The organism is Streptomyces sp. GQFP (assembly GCF_021545335.1).
GTDB lineage: Bacteria > Actinomycetota > Actinomycetes > Streptomycetales > Streptomycetaceae > Streptomyces.
Genome location: NZ_CP089312.1, coordinates 5,670,294 through 5,693,839, shown reverse-complemented (window position 1 = coordinate 5,693,839; position 23,546 = coordinate 5,670,294). Strand labels below are relative to the sequence as shown.

21 protein-coding genes are annotated in these 23,546 nt (G+C 71.7%); 9 read left to right on the top strand and 12 right to left on the bottom strand.

The annotated features are described in order from the left end of the window. Nucleotides 1-17: 17 nt before the first annotated feature. Nucleotides 18-401 carry a cold-shock protein gene (locus tag LUX31_RS37710; RefSeq protein ID WP_328285693.1) on the bottom strand — a complete coding sequence of 128 codons (384 nt, stop codon included), beginning with the start codon at nucleotides 399-401 and terminating at the stop codon, nucleotides 18-20. 175 nt (nucleotides 402-576) lie between these two features. Here LUX31_RS37710 and LUX31_RS25440 point away from each other — a divergent pair, with 175 nt between their 5' ends. Then, complete coding sequence (locus tag LUX31_RS25440) at nucleotides 577-831, top strand: hypothetical protein (protein ID WP_235477309.1); 255 nt, start codon at nucleotides 577-579, stop codon at nucleotides 829-831. On the opposite strand, the gene LUX31_RS25435 is transcribed toward LUX31_RS25440, so the two are convergent. Next, nucleotides 804-1,451 carry an HAD family hydrolase gene (locus LUX31_RS25435; RefSeq protein ID WP_443046002.1) on the bottom strand — a complete coding sequence of 216 codons (648 nt, stop codon included), beginning with the start codon at nucleotides 1,449-1,451 and terminating at the stop codon, nucleotides 804-806. The two genes, LUX31_RS25440 and LUX31_RS25435, sit on opposite strands and share 28 nt — an antisense overlap. Before the next feature lie 26 nt (nucleotides 1,452-1,477). Further along, the gene (locus LUX31_RS25430) at nucleotides 1,478-2,488 is read right to left on the bottom strand and encodes a hypothetical protein (protein WP_235477307.1); all 1,011 of its coding nucleotides are present in this window, start codon (nucleotides 2,486-2,488) and stop codon (nucleotides 1,478-1,480) included. Between the two features lie 238 nt (nucleotides 2,489-2,726). On the opposite strand from LUX31_RS25430, the gene LUX31_RS25425 reads away from it, so the two are divergent. The 3 genes from LUX31_RS25425 to LUX31_RS25420 all read left to right on the top strand — a co-directional run bounded on the left by LUX31_RS25425 (nucleotide 2,727) and on the right by LUX31_RS25420 (nucleotide 5,921). Further along, complete coding sequence (locus LUX31_RS25425) at nucleotides 2,727-5,285, top strand: helicase C-terminal domain-containing protein (RefSeq protein WP_235477305.1); 2,559 nt, start codon at nucleotides 2,727-2,729, stop codon at nucleotides 5,283-5,285. Nucleotides 5,286-5,477: 192 nt separating this feature from the next. Next, on the top strand, nucleotides 5,478-5,606 hold the full coding sequence (locus LUX31_RS37530; protein ID WP_268828199.1) for a hypothetical protein: 129 nt from the start codon (nucleotides 5,478-5,480) through the stop codon (nucleotides 5,604-5,606). A gap of 93 nt (nucleotides 5,607-5,699) precedes the next feature. After that, nucleotides 5,700-5,921: a hypothetical protein gene (locus tag LUX31_RS25420; protein WP_235477304.1), complete on the top strand. Its 222-nt coding sequence runs from the start codon at nucleotides 5,700-5,702 to the stop codon at nucleotides 5,919-5,921. Nucleotides 5,922-5,925: 4 nt separating this feature from the next. Here LUX31_RS25420 and LUX31_RS25415 read toward each other — a convergent pair whose 3' ends face one another. The 6 genes from LUX31_RS25415 to fxsA form a co-directional block, all read right to left on the bottom strand. Beyond that, complete coding sequence (locus tag LUX31_RS25415; protein ID WP_235477302.1) at nucleotides 5,926-6,477, bottom strand: hypothetical protein; 552 nt, start codon at nucleotides 6,475-6,477, stop codon at nucleotides 5,926-5,928. 44 nt (nucleotides 6,478-6,521) lie between these two features. Beyond that, complete coding sequence (locus tag LUX31_RS25410) at nucleotides 6,522-7,739, bottom strand: aKG-HExxH-type peptide beta-hydroxylase (RefSeq protein ID WP_235477301.1); 1,218 nt, start codon at nucleotides 7,737-7,739, stop codon at nucleotides 6,522-6,524. Between the two features lie 86 nt (nucleotides 7,740-7,825). Continuing rightward, entirely contained in the window at nucleotides 7,826-9,025 is a 1,200-nt protein-coding gene (locus LUX31_RS25405; protein ID WP_235477299.1) for an FxsB family cyclophane-forming radical SAM/SPASM peptide maturase, read from the bottom strand. A 166-nt stretch (nucleotides 9,026-9,191) separates the two neighbouring features. Then, nucleotides 9,192-13,226: an FxSxx-COOH system tetratricopeptide repeat protein gene (fxsT, locus tag LUX31_RS25400; RefSeq protein WP_235477298.1), complete on the bottom strand. Its 4,035-nt coding sequence runs from the start codon at nucleotides 13,224-13,226 to the stop codon at nucleotides 9,192-9,194. 12 nt (nucleotides 13,227-13,238) lie between these two features. Next, a complete protein-coding gene (gene fsxC / locus LUX31_RS25395; protein WP_235477297.1) occupies nucleotides 13,239-14,561 on the bottom strand; it encodes an FxsC protein in 1,323 nt (440 codons plus the stop codon). A gap of 132 nt (nucleotides 14,562-14,693) precedes the next feature. Continuing rightward, nucleotides 14,694-14,879, bottom strand: a complete 186-nt coding sequence (gene fxsA, locus LUX31_RS25390; protein WP_235477296.1) for an FxSxx-COOH cyclophane-containing RiPP peptide — start codon at nucleotides 14,877-14,879, stop codon at nucleotides 14,694-14,696. A 215-nt stretch (nucleotides 14,880-15,094) separates the two neighbouring features. On the opposite strand from fxsA, the gene LUX31_RS25385 reads away from it, so the two are divergent. After that, entirely contained in the window at nucleotides 15,095-16,744 is a 1,650-nt protein-coding gene (locus LUX31_RS25385; RefSeq protein ID WP_235477291.1) for a DNA repair helicase XPB, read from the top strand. A gap of 62 nt (nucleotides 16,745-16,806) precedes the next feature. Here LUX31_RS25385 and LUX31_RS25380 read toward each other — a convergent pair whose 3' ends face one another. After that, the gene (locus LUX31_RS25380) at nucleotides 16,807-16,992 is read right to left on the bottom strand and encodes a hypothetical protein (RefSeq protein WP_235477289.1); all 186 of its coding nucleotides are present in this window, start codon (nucleotides 16,990-16,992) and stop codon (nucleotides 16,807-16,809) included. A gap of 341 nt (nucleotides 16,993-17,333) precedes the next feature. Here LUX31_RS25380 and LUX31_RS25375 point away from each other — a divergent pair, with 341 nt between their 5' ends. Beyond that, the gene (locus LUX31_RS25375) at nucleotides 17,334-19,364 is read left to right on the top strand and encodes a HelD family protein (RefSeq protein ID WP_235477288.1); all 2,031 of its coding nucleotides are present in this window, start codon (nucleotides 17,334-17,336) and stop codon (nucleotides 19,362-19,364) included. 222 nt (nucleotides 19,365-19,586) lie between these two features. Here the strand turns inward: LUX31_RS25375 and LUX31_RS25370 are convergent, their stop codons facing one another. Together LUX31_RS25370 and LUX31_RS25365 are read right to left on the bottom strand one after the other, a co-directional pair. Further along, the gene (locus LUX31_RS25370; RefSeq protein WP_235477286.1) at nucleotides 19,587-20,279 is read right to left on the bottom strand and encodes a copper homeostasis protein CutC; all 693 of its coding nucleotides are present in this window, start codon (nucleotides 20,277-20,279) and stop codon (nucleotides 19,587-19,589) included. A gap of 95 nt (nucleotides 20,280-20,374) precedes the next feature. Beyond that, on the bottom strand, nucleotides 20,375-21,067 hold the full coding sequence (locus LUX31_RS25365) for a maleylpyruvate isomerase family mycothiol-dependent enzyme (RefSeq protein ID WP_235477284.1): 693 nt from the start codon (nucleotides 21,065-21,067) through the stop codon (nucleotides 20,375-20,377). Nucleotides 21,068-21,113: 46 nt separating this feature from the next. Here LUX31_RS25365 and LUX31_RS25360 point away from each other — a divergent pair, with 46 nt between their 5' ends. From LUX31_RS25360 to LUX31_RS25350, 3 genes are all read left to right on the top strand, one after another. After that, on the top strand, nucleotides 21,114-21,818 hold the full coding sequence (locus LUX31_RS25360; RefSeq protein ID WP_235477283.1) for an HD domain-containing protein: 705 nt from the start codon (nucleotides 21,114-21,116) through the stop codon (nucleotides 21,816-21,818). Nucleotides 21,819-21,870: 52 nt separating this feature from the next. Continuing rightward, a complete protein-coding gene (locus LUX31_RS25355; protein ID WP_235477281.1) occupies nucleotides 21,871-22,953 on the top strand; it encodes a GNAT family N-acetyltransferase in 1,083 nt (360 codons plus the stop codon). Nucleotides 22,954-23,124: 171 nt separating this feature from the next. Next, nucleotides 23,125-23,541, top strand: a complete 417-nt coding sequence (locus LUX31_RS25350) for a Pepco domain-containing protein (RefSeq protein ID WP_235477280.1) — start codon at nucleotides 23,125-23,127, stop codon at nucleotides 23,539-23,541. Nucleotides 23,542-23,546: the final 5 nt, after the last annotated feature.

The window sequence follows — 23,546 nt, the reverse complement described above, 5'->3', positions numbered from 1 at the left end:
GTCTCTCCAAAGCCGCCTTACACATCCAACTGGTCGGCGACCGCCCGCAGCAGGCCGGCGATCTTCGCGCCGGAGGCCTTGTCAGGGTAACGGCCCCTTTCCAGCATCGGGGTGATGTTCTCCAGGACGGTCGTCAAGTCCTGGACGATGGACGCCAGTTCGTCGGGCTTCTTGCGCTGGGCCGCCGCGACCGACGGGGTCGGATCCAGGATCACGACCGAAAGTGCCTGGTCACCGCGTTGCCCGGCGACAACTCCGAACTCGACGCGCTGGCCCGGCTTGAGGGAATCGACTCCGGCGGGCAGGACCGAGGAATGGACGAAGACGTCACCGCCGTCGTCGCGGGAGAGAAAGCCGAAGCCCTTCTCACTGTTGAACCACTTGACCTTGCCGGTGGGCACGTCTGTTCCTCGTCCTCGTACTCGTCGGAAAACTGCTTCGGGCTGCTGGAGGAAAACGAGCGCTGATAGCACTTGGGCGGGTCGCTGGACCCGCCGGTACCAAGGCTAATGGGCTGCAGGCAGGTGACAAGACGTCGCTGCGTTGTTCCTTCGGGCAGGGAACTACCCTGGTCGAGTGCGTGACAAAACCCAAACGAATTCCGCCGCGGCCGGAGATCGGCTGATCCGTGTCGGTGCCATCGTGTTCTTCGTCGGTACGGTGGCCACTTTGGTCACCGTGGCCCCATTCCTCCTCGGTACGACGCCATTCCCGACGTACATGTTCGGTTTGAGCATGCTGATGGGCGTCGGCTTCCTCGTCGCGGCCGCGGGCGTCCTCCAGTCGGTGGCCGAGGGCAGGCGTCAGGCGCGCGCGTCCACACCGCTGTAGGCGGCCAGCCAGGCCGGGAAGTGGGTGAGGTCGTCGAGGACGACGTCCGCGCCCGCCTCGCGCAGCTCAGCGGCGTCGCAGGGCCCGGTGGGCACGGCCACGGACAGGGCACCGGCGGTGCGTGCGCCGCGTACGTCCCCCACGTGGTCGCCGACGTACACGCTCGCGCCGTGCTCGCGCAGCGCCACCGCCTTCTGCTCGGCCCAGAGGTTCCCGATGACCGCGTCGGGCTCGATCCCGAGGTGCGCGAGGTGCAGCTTGGCGTTCGGTTCGTACTTGGCGGTGACGACGATCGCGCGCCCACCTGACTCCCGTACGGCCGCTATCGCCTCACGGGCGCCGGTCATCGCGGGGGTCGCGGTGATGGCGATGGCCGGATACATCTCCCGGTAGAGGTCGCTCATCTCCGCGATGCGATCGGCCGGAAACCAGTGCACGAGTTCGTCCGCGAGCGGCGGTCCGAGGCGCGTAATGGCCAGATCGGCGTCGACGAACGTGCCCGTCCGCTCGGCGAGCGCCAGATAGCAGGCGTGGATGCCGGGCCGGGAGTCGATGAGGGTCATGTCGAGGTCGAACCCGACGGTGAGCGGGCCGGGGCGTGTGGATGTCATATGCACCATTGTGCGGGAGGCGCAGACAGCGGTCTTCAGCGTGGGCGCTGGGAACGCCAGACCAGGAAGAGCGCGGAGGCGACGGCGGCCCCCCGGACGACCCAGGGCCAGGTCTCGGTGAGGGCCTCGTTCATGTGCCCCTCGACGATGGGATCGCCCCAGCGGCCCTGCGTACGCCCCCACAGCCACCCGGCACCGGCGGCGACCGCCGCGCCCGGGAGGTAGACGACCGCCCACTTGGTCTCGGCCTGGGAGAGCCGGCGCGAGGCGTAGGCGATGGCCCACCCGACGAGCAGGGCGTAGAGGTTGCCGAGGACCGCTCCCGCGACAAGGAGGCCGGCGGCGAGGAGGAGCAGGGGGTTGGTCCAGCGGCCGGCGGGGACGGGGAGGCGCAGCCGGAGACGCCGCCGGGGAGCGCCCTTCTCGGCCTCGTCGGACTCGGCCGCCTGCTCGACTGGCTCGTCGGCGGGCTTGGCCTGCGGCTTGTCCAGTCTCGGTCGCGCCGGCCTGAGCAGGTCGGGGATCTCGACCCCGCCGACGAACCCGGCCGGAAGGCTGTCGGTGTCCGTGAGCGAGCCCCTGCCACTGCCGGTCAACCACCAGTCCGTGTCGCCGGGTACGTCGGTGCCGGTGAGCTGGGGCGGGGCGAGGTCTCCTTCGGAGGGAAAGGGAGCGAACACGTCGGTCTCGGTCCCCGTCCCCGCCCCCGTCTCCGCGGGGCGCGGGCGCGGTACGAGGCGGCCGAGCCCCTTGCCCTTGCGCTGGGGCTCGTCGCGATCGCGTTGTACGGGGACGGAGGCGCGCGGTGCTTCGGGGGCGCCGCCGCCGATGCCGGCGACGACCTCGTCGGGGGTGCCGATGCGGTCGAGGATGCGGCGTACGGAGGCGGGGCTGTCGACCGGGGCCTTGGCGCGGCGGCGGTCGATCTCGTCCCGCAGCCCCGAGACGAGGCGCATACGGTCGCCGGACGGCAACTGGCGCTGCTGGGCCAGGTCTCCGACCTTGCTCAGATACTCGTAGACGACCTGATCGCTCTCGATACCCACGAAGTCAGACGTTACCGGCCGGACCGCCTTTCCTCGCCCCCGCCGCCCCTACCCGTCCCATCCCTGGGGGCTGCGCCCCCAGACCCCCGCTACGGCTGGGTATTCAGCCCCTCCGGCGTTTGAGGAGCGGGGGTTCGGGGGCGGAGCCCCCGAGGATGGGTATGGGTAGGGGCGGCGGGGGCGAACCCCACACGGCGCGCACCCCCGCCCACCCGCACCACCCGCTACCGTGGGCGGGATGAGCACCGAGGAGACACCGGCGCCGCGTTCACTCGCGGAAGCGCTTCGCGCGCGGGACGACGCGTCCCTGGCCGCGCTGCTGCGCAGCCGTCCCGACCTCATCACCCCCGTCCCGACCGACCTCACCCAGCTGGCCACCCGCGCGGGCACGCGTGCGTCGGTCGTACGCGCCCTGGAGCGCCTGGACAGGTTCACCCTCCAGACGGCACAGGCACTGGCCGTCGCCCCGGACCCGGCGGCGTACGACGACCTGCTGGCCCTGCTCGCGGGCGACGCCGGTGATCCGGCCGTGGCCACCGCCCTCCCCCGTGCCCTGACCGTGCTGCGCGAGCAGGCCCTGGTGTGGGGCGGGACGGACCGCCTCCGCCTCGTCCGTACGGCCCGTGAGCTGCTGGCGCCCTCGCCGCAGCATCCGTCCCCGACAGGGCTCGGCCCGACGGTCGCGGAGGCGACGGCGGGCATGTCGCCGGGGCGGATCCAGGAGATCGTGACGACGGCGGGGCTCACGTCGACGCACGACTCGGTGAGCGCGGTGGCCTCGCTGACCGCCCTGTTCACGGACCGCAAGCGGATGGCCGCGCTGCTCGACTCCACCTCCCCGGACTCGGTCGACGTCCTGCGGCGGCTGGTCTGGGGGCCGCCGTACGGCCAGGTCACCGCCGAACCGGCCGCGCATCTGCGCCTGTTGCTGGATCGGGGGCTGCTGCTGCCCACGGCGCCCGGCACCGTCGTACTGCCACGCGAAGTGGCCCTGCATCTGCGCGAGGGCCGGGCGCACCGTACGACCGAGCCGTTGCCGCCGGGTGTCGAGCCGGCCGCGACCCATCGTCCACAGGTTGTGGACAACGCGGCGGCCGGGCAGGCGTACACCGCGCTCACGACCGTCGAGGAGCTGCTGAAGGAGTGGGACGAGGGCGGGCCCGCGGTGCTGCGGGCCGGTGGGCTCAGCGTCCGTGATCTCAAGCGGACGGCCGTCGCCCTCGACCTCTCCGAGCCGGTGGCCGCCTTCTGGGTCGAACTCGCCTACGCGGCGGGCCTGTTGGCGTCCGACGGCGAGGCCGACGAGCGGTACGCGGCGACCCCGGCGTACGACGAGTGGCTGGAGCTGCCCGCCGCCACGCGCTGGGCGCGGCTCGCGGAGGCCTGGCTGACGGCGACCCGGACGGCCGGGGTGATCGGCGGCCGGGACACCAAGGACCGGACGCTGTCCGCGCTCGGGCCGGGCCTGGACCGGTCGGCGGCGCCGGAGGTACGGCACCGGGTGCTGACCCTCCTGGCGGCCCTCCCGGAGGGCACCTCGCCGACCGTCGAGTCGGTGCTGGCCCGCCTGCACTGGGAGCGTCCGACGCGCGGCCCGCAGCAGGACCGGTCCCTGGGGGGAGACGGCGACGAGGATCTGCGCACCCGGCTCGCCCGCTGGACCCTGTCCGAGGCCGAGTCGCTGGGCGTCACGGGCCGGGGCGCGCTCTCCGCACAGGGCCGGGCTCTCCTGGGCCTCCCGTCGGCTCCGTCGAAGGCGCCCGAGCCAGTAGCTGCCGGCCCCGGCGACAAACTCCCGGTCCACCATCACCGGCATCCCGCCCCGGAACCCCTCACCGCCCCCGAGCAGGCCACCGCCTCCGCGACGGCCGCCCGTCTCCTCACCCCCCTCCTCCCCGAGCCGCTCGACCACGTCCTGCTCCAGGCCGACCTGACGGCGGTGGCCCCGGGCCCGCTCGAGCGCCCGCTGGCCGAGATGCTCGACGTGCTCGCGGACGTCGAGTCGAAGGGCGGCGCGACGGTCTACCGCTTCACCCCGGGCTCCGTACGCCGTGCCCTGGACGCCGGCCGCTCCGCCTCCGACCTGCACGACTTCCTGACCGCCCACTCCCGTACGCCGGTCCCGCAGCCCCTCGCCTACCTCATCGACGACGTGGCCCGCAGACACGGGCATCTGCGGATCGGCGCGGCCTCGGCGTACGTGCGCTGCGACGACGACTCGGTGCTCAGCGAGATCCTGGCCGACAAGCGGTCCGCGAATCTGCGGCTGCGGCGCCTGGCGCCGACGGTGCTGGCGGCCCAGACCGACCCGGCGACGCTCCTCGACGGTCTGCGCGGCATGGGGTTCGCGCCGGCCGCCGAGTCCGCCGAGGGCGACGTCCTGATCACCCGCGCCCACGCCCATCGCACCCCGCCGCGCACGGCCCCGGACCCGGTGCCGGACGGCCCGCCGGCGCCCGACGGCACGCTGCTCTCGGCGGCGATCCGCGCGATCAGGGCGGGTGACCTGGCCTCGACGACCCCGCGCAAGCCGACGGAGACCCCGGCCGCGAACGGCGACCTCCCGCGCACCAGCTCCGCCGAGACCCTGGCCACCATGCAGGCCGCCGTGATGACCGGCGAGGCGGTGTGGATCGGGTACGTCAACGCGGAGGGCTCCGCCAGTCAACGCGTCATCGCGCCGATCCGCGTGGAGGGCGGCTTCGTGACGGCGTACGACCACACCGCGGACGAGGTACGGACGTACCCGTTGCACCGGGTCACGGGCGTGGCGGAGCTGGCGGACGACCAGCCGTAACCGCCGCCGTCACTCGTACGGGTGGCGCCCCGAATCCATGCGCGCCACGCCGGAGACTTCCCACGCACGAGGGAGCTTCGGGCCCGTTCGGCATCCCTGAACGGACTGCTGGGCAGCCACGGAACGTCCTGATCAAGTGGTGCATCAAGTGCCAAGTGGTGCATCAAGCGCAGTGAAAGGAAGTCCCGTCCCATGCGTTCTGCCCGTCGTGTCGCCACCCTCCTGGCCGCCACCGCCCTGCTCCTCGGCGCCTTCACCACCCAGGCCGCGGCCATCGGCATCGACATCGCCGGCCTGGTCATCGAGACGCCGCAGATCTGACGCGGGCGGGCCGGGCCCGGCGCCCCGGGCCCGGCCCGCCCCCCTCCCCCCTTTTTTTGCTGTGCCTCTGCCGGAAAGGCCTCCGAAGTCCCCATGCGTGCCAAACCCCCTGCCCGCACCCGTTCCGTCGTCGTCCTGACCGCCGCCGCCGTGCTGCTCTCCGCGGCGGCCCTCGTCGCCGTACTCGCACCCGAGCCCTCGGCGGCCACGTCCGCGCTGCCGCTGCCGCTGCCCGGGGTCGAGTCCCTGGTCACCGAGGGCGTCACCATCGAAGGACCACTGGTCAACAACCTCAACCTGCCACTCCTGAAGTAGCCGGTCAGCAGGTTGCCACCTGGGCCCCGGAGGGCAGGCCGAAGTGGGCTCGGGCGGCGGTCTCCAGGGCGGTGGACGAGAGGGTGGCGTCGGCGTCGGACTCGGCGAAGAAGCTGAAGTGGTCCTCCGTCCAGTCCGCGTAGCCCGCGCCGTCCGGCGGCTCCTCCCGCGACACGACGCGGTAGCCGCCGGGGGCGTCGTCGTCCCGCTCCAGCCGCACGACCTGCGGGTAGCTGGAGCCGCCGCACTCCACGAGAGCGCCCGCGCGGGTTCCGTACGCCATACACAGGGTGTTGACACCGGCCCGTACGAATCCGTCGCCGTCCGCACGGAGTTCGAGCGGCTCCGCCCGGCAGAACCACCGCACCCTGCTCCCGGGCACGGTCTCCTCGTAACCGCTGCCCCGGGAGTCGGCCACGAGCCGGGTCTCGATCACGGGCCGTACCTCGCCCCACAGGCGGGCATCGACCCCCGTCGGCCACAGCACCCACGCCCCGGTGGCCACCAGTACCACCACGGCCCCGACACCGGATGCCCAGAAGCGTATGGACGTCACCGCCGACTCCTTCCCGCCCGTGCGCACCGCGCGGGTCCGCCCGTTCAGACGATCGGAAGGTGCCCAAGGTTGCCGGGAACTTCCCTTGAACGGGCGAGGGCGCGGCGCATCTCCTCGGTGAAGCGGCGGCCGGGGGGCAGGAGTTCGCCGCTGCCGAGGAGCGTGTCGACGGCGGTGTCGGTGTGGCCGTACCAGGTGGTGTGCTCCTGCTCGGCCCGGGGGTCGGGCCGGGCGGCGATCCGTTCGGTGTGCCAGAAGTCGCAGACGCCGAGGTGGGCGTAGGTCCCCTGGAGGAGCGCGTCGAGCGGACGCGGGTCGGGGCGCCAGGGTGCGTCGTAGCGGGCCGAGGAGGGCGGGCCGTACAGCGGGACCAGGTCGAGCAGGGCGCCGAGCTGGACGTGCAGGAACTCGTGGACCAGGGTCAGCGCGAGGAGCACCGGGTCGCCGGGCGGGGAGAGGGCGACGGCGCCGTAGGCCCGGCGGGCGGCCGAACTGACCGACGTACCGCCGGGAGCGGGGTGCAGCGGCACCAGGGTGGTCAGACAGGCGGCGACGGCCCGGGCGTGCCAGGGATGACGACGGACCAGGACCTGCCAGGCTCCGTCCAGCAGCCCCTGCCAGTGGCGGACCTCGTCGGGGGTCTGCGGGGCGGCGAGGGGGTAGCCGTGGACGTCGCGGAAGGGGCCGCGGTCGGCCAGCCGGACGCTCAGTACGACGCCGTCGCACTCGGCGGACAGCACATGCGGTCCGGACAGCGCGGCAGGTCCGCCCCGGACCAGTTCGCCGAACCAGCCAAGATCGGGCCGCGCACCCTGGGCGGACTCGGCCAGCGCACGGGCCAGCCCCTCGTCCAGGTAGGGGTGGAGCATCGTCCGCCGCCAACGGTCCGGGTCGACGCGGTGCATCTCGGACAACCGCCGGTACGGCTCCTCGAAGCCGACGTCGGACGGCAGCGCCCGGCGCACGGCCACCGCCAGCAACATGCGCTTGCCCAACTGGCCCCGGCGCAGCACCGCGACGCCGGCGGCACCGCCCCGGGCTCGGGCGATGGCGTCGATCAGGTCGGGGTCGAGGTCGTGGGGGCGCAGGGCGAGGGAGCCGTGCCGGGGCCTGGGGACGAAGCCGGAGGCGGGGGCAGGGGCGCAGCCGGTCCCGGAAGCAGTGGCAGAGGCGGGGCCGGAACCGAGAGAGGTTGCGGAGCCGGAAGCAGAGGGGGCGTCAAGGGGTGGGCCGGAAGGTCGGAGGGGGGCTGGGTCGGACACGGGGCTTGCTCCTCGCGGGTCGAGGCCGGCGGAGGGGCCGCCGCCATCCAGGAACCGGCCCTGCCGGATTCACCCTCGAAATACCCTTACCCCCACACCGACCCGACAAGGGGCGGAACGTCCCTGCTGAGGCGCCCTGCGATGTGGTCGACCAGGACGGCCAGGTCGGGGCAGTAGACGGATGGGACCGCGAAGGGGGTCGGTACCGCCCCGGGGTGATAGCGGTGGGCGTACAGGCCGCCGCCGCAGACCTCCGCTCGGGGGCAGGCCGCGCAGACCGGGGCGAGGCCGGCCCTGCCGCGCTGGCGGGCCCGGAATGCCTCGTGGCGGGCCGCGTCCGCGAAGGTGTGGGCGAAGACGTCCAGGCCGGTGGCCGGGGCGCCCGGGTAGGTGACCTTGAGGGAGTCGGCCTGTTCGATCGTGCCGTCGGTTTCCACCACCACCAGGTCGACCGGGGCGAGTCCGACCGACTCGCTGCGGGCTGTGCCGCCCAGCAGCAGGACCGAGATCTCCTCGAAGAGCCGGATGCCGGTCCGTCGGCTCGGGGCTCCGTACCAGTGGTCGAACACCGTGCAGAGCCAGCGGGCGTACGGCACCGGCTCCTCGGGGTCCACGCCGGGCGGAGCCGAGGGCGGGGTGGTGCGGCCGGGCAGACCGGGTGGCGGGGTGTGCCAGGTGGCGTGCGGCAGGAGCAGGTCCAGGCGGGGCGGGGCGAACTCCAGCAGGGCCTCGTACGTCTCCACCGGGTCGGCCGTCAGGTCGATGACGCACAGTACGCCCGCGTACAGGCCGCGATACGGGTCGTCGGCGAGCAACCGCAGCGCCGTTGCGACGCCCGCATGGCTGCCGCGGCCGTCCGGGCGGCGGCGGTGCTGGTCATGGTTGGCCGGGGTGCCGTCGAGACTGACGCCGATCCGTACGCCGTACCGGGCCAGGACCGGTAACAGCGCCGGGTCCTGGGCAAGCCGCAGGCCGTTGGTCTGGAGTGTGAGCCTCAGGGCCGCCACCCCGTCGAGGGCGTCGACGAGCACGCGCAGCGTCGCCTCCAGCCGCGCCGCGCCCACCAGTAGCGGCTCGCCGCCGTGCAGCACGACGTGGACCTCGGTCAGGTCGTGGGTGCGGGCGTGTTCGGCGATGAGGGCGGCGGTACGGCGGACCGTCGCCAGGTCCATGCTCATGGGACGGTCGCGCCAGCTCTGGTCGGCCGACTCATAGACGTAACAGTAGTCGCACGCCAGGTTGCAATGGCTGTGGATCTTCAGCAGGAACTGCCGGAAGGGAACCATGGGCCAGCCTCTGGATCAGGCCTGTGCCTGGGCCGCACGCGCCGACGGCCGGGGCGCCACGGGCACAGGGGTGATGGATGGCAGCAACTGACAGCTTGTCAGCTGCCGGGTGGACCGGGGAAAGGCTCGCGGACGAGTTCCGCCGCGGTCCTCCCTCGTCGTCGTCTCACGTCGTCGGCGGCTCGATGTCGGAGTCCAGCCGTATGCCCTCCGTAATCGCCTGGGTTGTCGGGTGGTCCGGCCCCAGAGCGCGTCTGGCCCGCTCCAGGGCGTCGTTGTGCAGGTCGTCCGCCTCCGTCGTGCGGTTCAGGGCGCGCAGGCTGAGCGACAGGTTGGAGGTGCTGGCGATGACGTCGTAGTGGTCGGGCCCGAGGACCGGCAGGAGTCCCTTCCGTACGGCGGTCTCCAGGACGGCGGCCTGCTGGGTCCGGCCCGCCGTCACCAGATCGTTGGCGTGGTTGAGCGCGCAGCAGCAGGTGAACAGGTGCGACTCTCCGAGGACTCTGCGCAGCTGTTCCATGGTGCTGCCCGAGAGCGCGAGTGCCTCCTCCACACGGCCCAGCCGCCTCAGGTACACCGCCATGTTGCTGGCGCAGACCAGGGTGACCGGGTGTTCCCCGCCCAGGTAGTCCTGGTAGCGGCCGAGGGCCCGCTCGGCCAGCTCCAGCGCCTGGCCGATCTCCCCGAGCGCGGCGAAGTCGCTGGCCAGGTTGCAGACGGCAGCGAGGGTGTCGTAGTGGTCGGCGCCATGGGCCAGGAGGAGGCGGTCGTGGATGTCCTGGTCGATGTCGTGGGCCTCGCCGTAGCGGCCGTCCCGGCGCAGGGCGACGGCCAGGTTCCTGCGGGCCCGCAGGGTGTCGCTGTGGCTGTCGCCCAGGACCTGCTGGTAGAGGCGGGTGGTCGTCTCCAACAGGCGCAGCGCCTCCGCCAGTTCACCGGCCTCGCGCAGGTCACGGGCGTAGTTGTTGGCGAGGTTCAGGGTGCGCGGCTTCATGCTGCCCTGGTTCTGCCGCTGCCGTTCGTAGGCCGAGCGGTGCAGGTCGAGGGCGGCTCGGCGGTCGCCCGCCAGATACTCGGACATGCCGAGGTTGTTGAGGTACATCAGGGTCCGCTGGTGGTCCTCGCCGAACTCGCGGAGCGCCACCTCGCAGGTCTGCCGGTCCAGTTCACGGGCCTCCTGGTAGCGGCCGAGGGCGCGCAGGTCGGCGGCGACGTTGCCGGCCGCGGCGAGGGTGGCGGGGTACTCGGCACCCTTGGCCTCGGTGAACCTCCGCAGGACGTCGGAGTCGAGTTCGTACGCCTCAGTGAGCCTGCCCTGGGAGCGCAGTACGTTGCCCAGCTGGGTGCGGAGCATCAGGGTGTGCGGGTCGTCGGGGCCGCCGCCCGGGAAGCCCGGCCGCCCCCAGCGTTCCAGGGTGCGTACGGCGAGGTCGTGGGCCGTGCCGTAGAGACTGCGCTTCCACAGGTAGCGCACCGAGTCGATGATCAGTCTGCGGACCTCGGGGTTGGGGTCGGCCGCCGCGCGCGACGGCTCCAGGTGCGGCAGGAGTTCGTCGTACTCGTCCCAGTCGGTGGTGGACTCCGGGTTGCCGGGGTTGGCGTCCGTCAGTGCCCTGTGCACCACCCCGCGCAGCTCCGTCCAGCGCTGTTCGCCGACGCCGTCCCGGATGACCGCCTGGACGAGCCGGTGCACGGTCAGGGTCTCGCTGCCCTGGTCGCTGCGGGCCAGCCCGAACCTGCTGAGGGCGCGCAGCAGCTGGGCGACGGCCAGTTCGTCGCGGGAGTCGTCGTCCATGGTGAGGGCGCGGGTGACGGCACGGCTGTAGAGCAGCCGCATGGGGATCGGGGCGGGGCCGAAGAAGGAGCAGATCTCCAGCATCTCGGCGGCAGCCCGGTTACGCTCGCGCAGTTCGGCCACCGCCAGCTTCCAGGTCATGGCCGCGGAGGTGGGGTACTCCCTGGGCGGCAGCGAAGTGTCGTCGAGGATGTCGGTGGGCCGGTCGCGCAGCCGGGCGAGGTACATCTCGACGGGCATGCTGCTCTGGCTGAGCCAGACCGCCGCCTGGCCCACCGCGAGCGGCAGGTCGCCGAGTTCGTGGGCGACCTGTTCGGCGTCCTCGGCGGCGAGCTGCGGGCTGAACGTGTGCAGCAGTTCGACGCTCTCCGCCCGGGTGAAGACCTCGACCTCGACCCCGCCCGCGCGGTTGACCCAGGACCGGTCCCGGGAGGTGACGAGCACATGCCCGCCGGGCGGCCCCTCGGGGATCAGGCCGTCCAGCTCGGTGGGGCTGCCCGCATTGTCGTACACCAGGAGCCAGCGCTTGTACGGACGTCCTTCCCCGAGCGCGCGCAGCACGGCCTGGGCGGTGCCGCGCACGTTCTCGCCCGACTCCAGGCCGAGGTGAGGAGCGAGGTCGGCGAGGGCGGAGCGGATGTAGCCGGGCTGGGCGGCGTCGATCCACCAGACCACGTCGTAGGCGGACTTGTAGCGGTGGGCGTACTCCAGGGCGGTCTGGGTCTTGCCCATGCCACTGATCCCGTACAGCACCTGTCTGGGCACCGGGGCCGTGGGCCCGGCGGTGAAGTGGTCACGCAGCCGCTCCAGGAGCGGGCCGCGCCCGGTGAAGAAGACGTTGCGGGAGGGCAGGCGGTGGGTCGACCGGAACGACCCGGGGAAGCTGGGCAGGGACGTACCGGCCGCGGGGGCCGGACCGTCCTGGAAACGGCGGCCCGGGGGCAGCCCGAGAACGGCGACGAGCTGGTCGAAGGCCTCGGCGGCCCCATAGCGGCTGAGGTCGGGGGCCATGCTGTCGAGATACGGCTCGGCGGCGCCCGGGGCGAGTTCCTGGACTGGGACGGCGATCAGGCCGGGGCCCCCGGCGGTCTCGTGCCCGGACAGCTGTAAGCGGATCGCGGCGGCCCGGGGCTGGGCCGCGTACTCGGAGGACAGCATGGCCAGCACCCGGCCCTGGCCGTTCAGGGTGCCGGCCACCTCGGGCAGCACGCCGCTGGCCGGGCCGACCGTGTTGTGCAGCGAGACCTGGTAGCCGATCAGCTCCAGGGCATCCGCCGCCCACTCGGCCCACAGCCGGCCCGGCGGCGCGTAGCTGACGTAGATCCGGGTGAGCAGGGTGCGGGGGACGCGCAGATAGGCGGTGCGCAGTTCGGACCGCCGGTCGGCGGGCAGCGGGGCGAGCCGGCGCACCTGCCCCTCGGAGATCCATTCGGTGAGCCGCTCGAACGCGGTGAGCAGCGAGCGCTCCTGGAGGGGCCGGTCGGCGACCGTGGCGGGGATCTCCTCGTAGGCGTAGAACGCCTTGTACGGGATCTCGATCTCGCCCCAGTAGCGGGCGTGTTCCTCCTCCCTCAGCCAGCGCTGCAGGAAGGGGCCGAACTCGCTGCGGCTGAAGTCCCGGCCGGCCTCCAGCCGTTCGGTCTCGGCCTCCTCGACCCGCATGGGGACGGGCAGCACCCTGATGGGGCGGGGCTCGGAGCGCTGTACGGCGGCTGCCGCGTCGACCCCGCCCCGGATGCTCTGGACGCTCATGGTGAAGCAGTCGACGAGGACGTCGGGCAGCAGGATCGTGCAGATGCCGGAGATGTCGCTGACGCCGGTCCGACTGTCGATCAGCACGTAGTCATATCGGGAGATCATCTCCTCGCGCAGGGTCTGGAGGAAGTGCCCGCCACCGTGCTGGTCGTAGAAGGTGTGCCAGTTGAAGCTGGTGACGGCGGCGGAGTAGGCGGCCGACTGGCGTCCGGCGGGCAGGAAGTCCAGCCGGCCGCCGGGGGGCAGCTCCAGCAGGAGCCCGATGGTGTACGGCGTCAGGTCCGCCGCGGCCCGCAGCCAGTCATCGGCCCCGGCGGTGGCCGTGGCGGAGGCTGCCGGGCGGGACTGCTCCGGACCGCCACTGGCGGCCGTGGAGCGGACCGCGGGCTCCTGGGGACTCAGCACCGTACGTACGTATGCCTGCATCATGTTGATCAGACCGTTGGAGGAACGCAGCTCGGGGTCGACCAGCAGCGGGTGCAGATAGCGGTGCAGGCCGGGGGCTTCCAGGTCCCAGTCGACCAGCAGGACCCGGTGGCCGGCGCTGGCGAGGATCCAGCCGACGTTGGCCAGCGCCATGGTGCGCCCGGTGCCGCCCTTGTACGAGTAGAACGTGACGATCTTGCCCGGTCCGGCGGGCCCAATGGTCATCGTCATGTGTCCTCAGCAGCGGGCCGCGGGCGGCCCGTCGGACACCTCGGGGCCGTCGGGTTTGTGCCGGCCGAAGTCCCCGGGCGGCTCCTGCGGAGCCGAGGGCGCCGGGCCCGGGATGGTGAGACAGTTCAGCGGGGGCGGGGGCGGGCCCGCCGGGAGCCGGTAGGGGGTGGTGCTCTCCATCTCCATCAGCCGATTCTGCGCCACCGTCAGCATCACGGCGAGCCGGTCGTCGAACTCCTCGGCGTCCACGCGCACCCGGAACAACTGGTCGTGCGGGTCGTTGCGCCGACGCCAGTTGCGCCACAACACTCGACTCAGGTCCTGCCAGATCACCTCGCCGACGGACTCCTCGTCGGCGTCGTGGCAGGGCACCAGGACGCCGGTGGCCGGGCGGTACTGGCCGTCGTACTCGGCGAGCACGTCCCGGTAGGCCTCGGAGCGCACCGCCCACGGGTCGACCAGCAGGATGCTCGTCTGGTTGTTCACCATCGTCTCGTCGAGGCGCCCGCTCAGACCGGCGTCGACGACCTCGATGTTGCTGGTGTAGCCCTCCGCCACGATCACCTTCTGCGCCCGGTGGGCGACCGTGGGGTACTTGGGCGGGTGGTACGGCGTCCACTCGCGCGGGGAGCGCCCGTAGTACTCCGGCCGCTGCCGCCCCTCCGGCAGCGGGTCGGCGACCCCGGCGGCCAGGAAGACCTGGACATGCCCGGTGCCGGGTTCCGCGGGCCGCTGCTGCTCGGCAACCGGGAACAACCCGCGCACCTCACTCAGATCGAGGCCGGGCGTGAGCGGCAGCCGGAAGCGGTCCGCGGCCACCCGCACCCGGGCGGCGACCTTCTCGACGACCGCCCGATACACCGGGCCCGTCGGATCGGTGCGCAGGATGTGCATCAGCCCGTGGGTGGCGTACTCCTGCCCCATCCCGGCCTCGTTGTACTGATAACGGGCGATCCCGTCGGGCAGCTCGCCCTCCATGGAAGCCCACAGCACTGGAACCAGAGCCGGCACATCGATCTCGGTCTCCTGGCGGTACTTGTCCAGCCGCTCCCGGAACGCCGTCCACTCCTTGCCGCAGTACTCGCTGCTCAGATAGGAGGGGGAGTACAGCGCGACGAACGCACGGCAGTGCCCGACGGCCCCGCCGAGCACTCGCGCCCAGTCCGCGCCGAGGCCGAGCCGCTCGACGTCCCGGAACGGCGGCTGTGCGGACGGGTCGGCGCCGATGCGGCGCAGCTCCAGTGCGAGATCGTCGTAGAACCGCTTCACGAACTCGTCGCGATCATCCTTCCGCGCATAGCTGAGGAAGAAGTACGGCTCCTGAACCAAAGCGCCCCCCGATACCTCCCGGGCCGACCTGACGGCATGCCGCCTGCACCCCGGTGCACGTCCGGGTCAGGGGCATACCCAGAGCGGTACCGGCTCAAGCTGCCCGACCCAATCTCGAGTGTCAGCCCGATGTCAGATCGAGGAGTCGAAGGCGGCGTACGGCACCCCGACCGGATTGACCGCCTCGTCGACCACGCGTCGCAGCATCGCGCCGAGCACGGTGTCGGGCAGCTTCTCGACCAATTCGTCCAGCGCCTCCATGCTCAGCTCCGTGACATCGAGCAGACATGAGTCGATCCGGGCGGCGCTGGCGTCCATCGGCATCCTTTGCACATACGCGTGCGCTGTCGAGGTCGGTGGCACGCGAAACCTGACGCAGCGTATCGGGACTGTGACGCCTGATCCAGAAAGACACCCCACTCCGTTCCCTGCACCCGCACAGCCTTTCGCGCTTTCGTATCCGCCAGCCCCGGGGTCACCCCCGCGATGGGGCACACTGGACGTTTGACCGTACGGAAGGGAAGTGTACGTACGTGAATGGTCCACTCATCGTCCAGTCGGACAAGACCCTGCTCCTGGAGGTCGACCACGAGCAGGCCGGCGACTGCCGTCGGGCCATCGCGCCGTTCGCCGAGCTGGAGCGGGCGCCCGAGCACATCCACACCTACCGGGTCACCCCGCTGGGCCTGTGGAACGCGCGGGCGGCGGGGCACGACGCCGAGCAGGTCGTCGACGCGCTCGTGCAGTACAGCCGCTATCCCGTGCCGCACGCGCTGCTCGTCGACATCGCGGAGACGATGGACCGCTACGGCCGTCTCACCCTCTCCAAGCACCCGGCGCACGGCCTGGTCCTCACGAGCACCGACCGTCCGGTCCTGGAGGAGATCCTCCGCTCGAAGCGGATCACCCCGCTCGTGGGCGCCCGCCTGGACCCGGACACCGTGGCCGTGCACCCCTCCGAGCGCGGGCAGATCAAGCAGGTGCTGCTCAAGCTGGGCTGGCCGGCCGAGGACCTCGCCGGGTACGTCGACGGCGAGGCGCACCCGATCGAGCTGGCCGAGAAGGGCTGGGCGCTGCGCCCGTACCAGCAGCAGGCCGTGGAGAACTTCTGGCACGGCGGCAGCGGAGTGGTGGTCCTCCCCTGCGGAGCGGGAAAGACGCTGGTAGGAGCCGGTGCGATGGCCGAGGCCAAGGCCACGACCCTGATCCTCGTCACGAACACGGTCTCGGCGCGGCAGTGGAAGCACGAGCTGGTGAAGCGGACGTCGCTGACCGAGGAGGAGATCGGCGAGTACAGCGGCACGAAGAAAGAAATCCGCCCGGTCACGATCGCGACGTACCAGGTACTGACGACCCGACGGAAGGGCGTCTACCCGCACCTGGAGCTGTTCGACTCCCGCGACTGGGGCCTGATCGTGTACGACGAGGTGCATTTGCTGCCGGCCCCGGTCTTCAAGTTCACGGCGGACCTGCAGGCGAGGCGGAGGCTGGGCCTGACGGCGACCCTGGTCAGGGAGGACGGCAGGGAGTCGGACGTGTTCTCCCTCATCGGCCCGAAGCGTTTCGACGCGCCGTGGAAGGAGATCGAGGCGCAGGGCTACATCGCACCGGCGGACTGCGTAGAGGTGAGAGTGAACCTGAACGAGTCGGAGCGACTCGCGTACGCCACGGCCGAGACGGAGGAGAAGTACCGCTTCTGTGCGACCACCGCGACCAAGCGCAAGGTCACGGAGGCGATCGTGCGGCGCTTCGCCGGGCAGCAGATCCTCGTCATCGGCCAGTACATCGACCAACTGGACGAACTGGGCGAGCACTTGAACGCCCCCGTCATCAAGGGCGAGACCCCGAACTCACAGCGCGAGAAGCTCTTCGAGGCGTTCCGGCAGGGCGAGATCAGCGTGCTGGTGGTGTCGAAGGTCGCGAACTTCTCGATCGACCTGCCGGAGGCGACGGTCGCCATCCAGGTCTCGGGCACGTTCGGTTCACGCCAGGAGGAAGCCCAGCGCCTGGGCCGGGTACTGCGGCCGAAGGCCGACGGCCACAAGGCGCACTTCTACTCGGTGGTCGCCCGGGACACCATCGACCAGGACTTCGCGGCCCACCGCCAGCGGTTCCTGGCGGAGCAGGGGTACGCGTACCGGATCGTGGACGCGGACGAGTTGTTGGCTTCGGACGAGAGCTGACGAGAGCTGACGGGGGCTGACGGGGGGAGCTGTTCGGGAGGCTGATGGTGGCGCCGCGCCGCTCACCTGCGGCGCACGCCCGCTTCCTCCCCGTATTCGCCGAGGAGTACGACGCTCAGGGCGGCGCCGGTGAAGACCTTGACGGCGCGGAGGGCGTCGCCGAGGCGGTGGCTGCGTCCGCCCTTCACGGCGGTGGCGCCGGGGCGGCTGGAGGACACGGACGCGGGGGTGAAGGCTGCTGCGCTCATGTATCCATGGTTGCCGCCGGGGTCCGCGATGCCATCGGTCTGCGGGGCGAACCTCCGTCGTCTCGCCGTACGACTCCGGGTGGACGTCTCCTCTGTAAGAAGGTGGAGCCTGCCCCCTAGGGGACTACGGATGACGTAGCCGGGGGCGAGCGTGCTGGGGCGTCGAAATTGATTGGCCTCCGCCTCCTCGCCTCCCCTAAAATCTCCGCTCTTGCCCGCCTCCCGCTCACGGAGTGCCGCCGCCCGGACGGAAACCGGGTGGCTTCGATGTCACACCCCAGCAGCAGAAGCAGATGTGCAGCAGGTATCCGGAGGCACCCCCCTTGTCCAGCCCCATCCCCATGTCCGACGACCCACTCGGCCGCGAACGCTCCCACCTCGCCGCCTCCCGAAGCGCCCTCCGGGCCATGCGTGAGGACGCGGAGGCCCTCGACATCAAGGACGTCACCGCGAACTGGGTCAACGCGGAGGTCCTCTCCCGCCAGATCGGGGAACGGATCAAGGCCCTCGCCGACCTGAGCCACACTCCCCTGTTCTTCGGCCGCCTCGACTACCTGCACGCCCCCGGCGCCGAGCAGGCCGAGGGCGCGGAGGGGGAACAGTTCTACATCGGGCGTCGGCACGTCCACGACGCCGACGGCGACCCCATGGTCATCGACTGGCGTGCCCCGGTGTCCCAGCCGTTCTACCGGGCGTCCAAGAACGCCCCGATGGACATCGGACTGCGCCGTCGCTTCGGATACACCGGCGGCGACCTCACGGCCTACGAGGACGAGCACCTCTCCGACCCCGCCGAGGCGGCGGCCACCAGCAAGCTGCTCCAGCAGGAGATCGAGCGCCCGCGTGTGGGCCCGATGCGCGACATCGTGGCGACCATCCAGCCCGAACAGGACGAGATCGTACGCAGCGGGCTGAGCGGCTCGGTGTGCGTGCAGGGGGGTCCGGGTACGGGAAAGACGGCCGTCGGTCTGCACCGAGTCGCATACCTGTTGTACGCCCATCGCGAGCGACTGGCCCGCACCGGCACCCTGGTCATCGGCCCGAACAGCTCCTTCCTCCACTACATCGAGCAAGTGCTGCCCGCCCTGGGCGAGTTGGAGGTCAAGCAGGCGACGGTCGACGACCTGGTGGCCCACGTGGAGGTACGCGGCACGGACGACGCGACGGCGGCCGTCATCAAGGGCGACGCGAGGATGGCGGAGGTGCTCCGCAGGGCGGTGTACTCCCACGTGACGCTACCGACGGAACCCGTGGTCGTGGTACGAGGATCACGCCGCTGGCGAGTCCCGGCGTACGAACTGGAGAACATCGTCCAGGAGTTGCTGGACCGGGACATCCGCTACGGCGCCGCCCGCGAGGCCCTGCCACAGCGCATCGCGCACGCGGTGCTGGTGCAGATGGAACGTTCGGGCGAGGCACCCGACGACCGCGTCCAGGACGCCGTGGCCCGCAACCCGGCGGTGAAGGCGGCGGTGAAGACGCTCTGGCCGCCGGTCGACCCCGCGAAACTGGTCCTGCGCCTTCTGACGGACGCCGATTTCCTCGCCGTGCACGCGGCCGGGATCCTCGACGAGGACGAGCAGAAAGAGATCCTCTGGGCGAAGCCCGTACGGTCGGTGAAGTCGGCCAAGTGGTCAGCCGCGGACGCCGTGTTGATCGACGAGACGACCGACCTGGTCCAGCGCACGCACTCGCTCGGGCATGTCGTCCTGGACGAGGCGCAGGACCTCTCGCCGATGCAGTACCGGGCGGTGGGCCGCCGCTGCACGACGGGCTCGGCGACGGTCCTGGGCGACCTGGCGCAGGGCACCACCCCCTGGGCGACGCGCAGTTGGGAGGAGGCACTCGGTCATCTGGGCAAGGGTGACGCGGTGGTGGAGGAGTTGACGGCGGGCTTCCGCGTCCCGACAGACGTGATCACGTACGCCTCCCGCCTGCTCCCGCACATCGCGCCGGGTCTGACGCCGGTGGCGTCGGTGCGGGAGAACCCGGGGTTCTTCGAGGTACGGGAGATCAGCGGGACGACTGAAGTCGTGGGCGCCTGTGAGGAGTTGCTGCGCAACGAGGGCTCGACGGGCCTGATCGCGGCGGACGCGCGGATCCCGGTGCTGGCGGAGGCGTTGGGGTCGGCGGGCATCGGCTACTTGTCTCCGGGTGAGGAGACGACGGTCGAGACCCGACTGACCCTGGTGCCGGCGTCGTTGGCGAAGGGCCTGGAGTACGACTACGTGGTCCTGGACGAGCCCCGGGCGGTGGTGGACGGCGAGCCCGACGAACGCACGGGCCTGCGGCGGCTGTACGTGGGGCTGACGCGTGCGGTGTCGGGGTTGATCGTGACGCATGCGGCGCCGTTGCCGGGGGAGCTGGCCTGAGGGTGGCGCGGGGAGGTTTCTCGCCCCCGCCGCCCCTACCCATTCCCATCCCTCGGGGGCTCCGCCCCCGAACCCCCGCTCCTCAAACGCCGGAGGGGCTAGGTTTTTCAGCCCGTCCGGCGTTTGAGGACAAGGCCCGTTCAGGGCCGGAGCGGGCGTCTGGGGGCGCAGCCCCCAGGGATGGGACGGGTAGGGGCGGCGGGGGCGAAGAAAAGCCAGCCCTCAGCCCGCGTCCAACGCCCCCCGCCACCCCTCCACCGCCCCCACAGACACCGGCCTCCCCCACCCCTCCGGCCGAGCCGCCCCACCGATGTGAAACGCGTCCACCCCAGCAGCACGCAACCCCGGCACATGGTCGAGCCGCAACCCCCCACCCACAAGAAGCCGCTGCTCATACCCAGGTTCCCCACACCTCGCCGCCTCGGCGAGCAACGTGGCAAGCCCGTCGTCGACGCCGACGGGCGAGCCGGCGGTGAGGTAGGTGTCGAGCCCGGGCAGACCGTCGAGCTGCTTGCGCACCGCGTCCCGGTCGACGGCATGGTCGAGCGCCCGGTGAAACGTCCACGGGCACCCGTCGAGCACGCCGACAACCCGCTCGACGGCACCGAGATCGACCCCGCCCTCGGCGTCGAGAAACCCGAGCACGAACTGATCGGCCCCGGCCCCCCGCAGCTCCCGGGCCACCCGCACCACCCCGTCCACATCCCCGGCGGCAAAGCCGTCCGCCAGCCGCAGCATCACCCGCAGCGGAATGTCGACGGCGGCCCGGATCCCGGCGAAGGCCTCGACCGTCGGGGTGAGCCCGTCGGCCGCCATGTCGGTGACCAGCTCCAGCCGGTCCGCACCTCCGGCCTGGGCGGCGACGGCGTCCTCGACATCGAGGGCGATCACCTCCAGGACTGCACGCTGGCCCATCGGACCCCTTCCCTCGGTTGCCCTTGGAGCACTACAGGTCTAGTCCAATCCAAGAGTACGCCCGCACCCCCGTCCCCGGACACCCGCCCCCTCACTCACCCCCCGAACATGTTCAGCTCCCCCGCCTCCACCCCCACCAGTTCGAACTCCCCCGCCCCTACTCCTCCCGACACCGGCCGCCCCGCATACAGCCGTACAAGCGAAGCCGCACCCCCGATGAACCGCCCCGGCGTCCGCACCCCCGACACATCCCCCAACCGCAACGGCTCGTCCAGCTCATCGACATCGGCATGCAGCGGCACCAGCCCACGCTCCCGGCTCAGCCGCGCGAGCAGCGGCAGCGCGTACGCCAGCCCGGGCCCCTCGTACGCCCCCGGCTCGCCAAGGGCCTCCCGTACGTCACCGGCGTGCACCCACTCCCCCAGCGCGGCCCCGTCCAGCCTCCCGTCGGCCCTGGCGATCACCGCCCCGGCCTCGCCCATCACCCGCTCCAGCTCGTCCACGACCCGCGCGTTCGTCCAGTCGCCCCGCTCGGCGATGTCCCGGGCGTTGGACTCGGGCGAGAAGGCCCCCTTCTCCAGCCGCCCCTCCACCACCCTCAGCAGCACGGCAGAACAGTGCGCGAGCACATCCCGTACGGTCCACTCCGGACACCCGGCGGTCACGATCCCGAAGTCGGCCTCGGACCGGGCCCGCAGCAGCGGTATCAGCGCGTCGCGCTCGACGATCAGGAGCCGCCCGGGCAGCTCGGGGTCACGTACGTCACGTACATCGGCAGAAGACGTCATGCCTCCCACGCTAGGGGCGGAAGCGACTGACCGGGAGAATGCCCCCATGCCCGACCAAGCCGATCCAGACACCCTCGGCGCCCTCGACGCCCTCCGCACCCGCTGGACCCACACCCTGAAATCAGCCCGGGCCACGACCTCGCCGGAGCCCCCCGACCCCACCCCCTACGCCGACAACCTCCTCACCCGCTACCAGGAACCCCACCGCCGCTACCACACCCTCGCCCACCTCACCGCGGTCCTGGACCACATCGACGTACTGGAGCGGGCCGAAGCCGGGTACGCCCCCGATCCCGCCCTGGTCCGCCTCGCCGCCTGGTTCCACGACGCCGTGTACGCCCCCGACCGCTCCGAGAACGAGGAGCGCTCCGCCCGTCTCGCCGAGCGCGCGCTCCCCGAGGCCGGTGTCTCGGCGGCGGACACGGCCGAGGTGGCCCGCCTGGTCCGCCTGACCGTCACCCACGCCCCGGCGCCCGACGATCACAACGGCCAGGTCCTGTGCGACGCGGACCTCGCGATCCTGGCCGCGCCCCAGGAGACGTACGCCACGTACACGGCCGCCGTCCGCGAGGAGTACGGCTTCGTCCCGGACGACGCCTTCCGGGAGGGCCGGGCAGCGGTACTGCGCCAACTCCTCGCCCTGCCAAGGCTGTTCCGGACGCCGTACGGAGCGCAGGTGTGGGAGGAGGCTGCGCGGGCCAATGTCGCGGCGGAGCTGGGGCGGCTCGAAGCGGAGCCGGGCCCCCTTTAACGGGCCTTTTAATCCGTGTCCGTCCGGACACCCGACCACCTATCCTCACCGCATGCTGAGCATGGGTGCGGACGAACTGGACGAGGCCGTCGCGAGCGTGGTGGCGCTGCTGCGGCCGGCGGTGGACCGGGACTGGACGGGCGTCGACGCCGCTGGGCTGGAGTGGAGTTGCCGGCAGACCGCCGAGCACATCGTCGCCGACTTCGTCGCGTACGCCACCCGGCTGGCGGGTCGGACAGAGCACGGCTACCTCCCCCTCAGGATCAGCCTCACGAGCGAGGACGGCCTGCACACCGCCGACAACACGGACATCCTCGACGTCATCGCCGCGACCGGCGCCCTGCTCGGCGCCGCCATCCGCACCGCACCCCGTGACACGCGGGCCTTCCACCCGCTCCCCTTCCGCAGCGCGAACCGCGAGGGCTTCGCCGCGATGGGCATCGCCGAGGTACTGCTGCACACCCACGACATCGCCGAGGGCCTCGGGCTGCCGTACGAACCGCCCGCGCACCTGGCCGAGTTCGTCCTCACCCGGATCTTCCCGGACGTCCGGCCGGGCCCCGACCACTGGCGGAACCTGCTCTGGGCGACCGGCCGCGCCGACCTCCCCGGCCGCGCCCGGCTCACCGAGTGGCACTGGACGAACAACCACGTCCTCGACACCGAGCGCCTCCGCCTGGAGGGCGTCACCCCGGCCGCCGCCACCGACCTGAGCGCGGGCGGCACCGGCGGCTTCGACTGGATCGAGGGCGGCCCCTTCGACGGCACCCGCGAGGCCGCCGGGATGGTGGTCAAGTCGTACGAAGCGGGCGTACACCGCCCGGAGTTCGGCCTGTACGTCCTCGTACGCCGCGAGGACGACCGCGCGGTCGGCGGCATCGGCTTCCACGGCGTCCCCGACGAGGACGGCAAGGCCGAGGTCGGCTACGACCTCGCGGAAGCGGCCCGCGGCAACGGCTACGCCTCGGAGGCGCTGAGCGTTCTGGCGAAGTGGGCGCTGGCCCGGGACGACGTACGGTCCCTGTTCGCGACCATCGAGCCGAGCAACACCCCGTCCCAGGCGGTGATCGCCCGCGCCGGATTCGTGAAGGTGAGCGAGGACGAGGAGCAGTTCGCGTATGAACTCCGGGGCTGAATCGAGCGCTGCACCGCCCTGACAGCACCATCCGCCCAACTTCCTCGTACGGGAACCCTGCTATCACCGACCGCAAATGCCCCTGTTGGAACTAAAGTTGGCTCTCCAACCATTCACTGGTTCCGCCAGGAGGAGACAAGTCCTGGCAGGGCTGAGGGGGCAGGGGACGGCATGAGTGAGTACGCCATGGACCAGACGGCCGGGGAGGCCGAGGGCACGGCAGCAGGCGCGGAAGATTTGGCGGTCCAGCCGTCGGTCGACGGGCAGTCCCTGTCCTTCTGGGTAACGGCGACCGAGGAGGACATCGCGCTGGCCTCCCAAGGCGGCGACACCATGGGTCTGTTCAGCCGTGACGGTGACGCCGTGCTGCGCACGGTGCCCCTGGGCCCCCTCCGCAAGAACCTCGCCGACACCGTCGACGCCCTGCAGCGGATCTTCCAGGAGGTCTCCGAACGCGGCGGTGCGCTCCCGCTCGCCGAGGCACAACTCTCGTTCCAGGTGACCGCGACCGGCGGCATCCAGCTCGTCGGCACCGGGCAGATGCAAGGCACCCGGGGTCTCACGCTGACGTTCAAGCGTCCCTCCTGACCTGC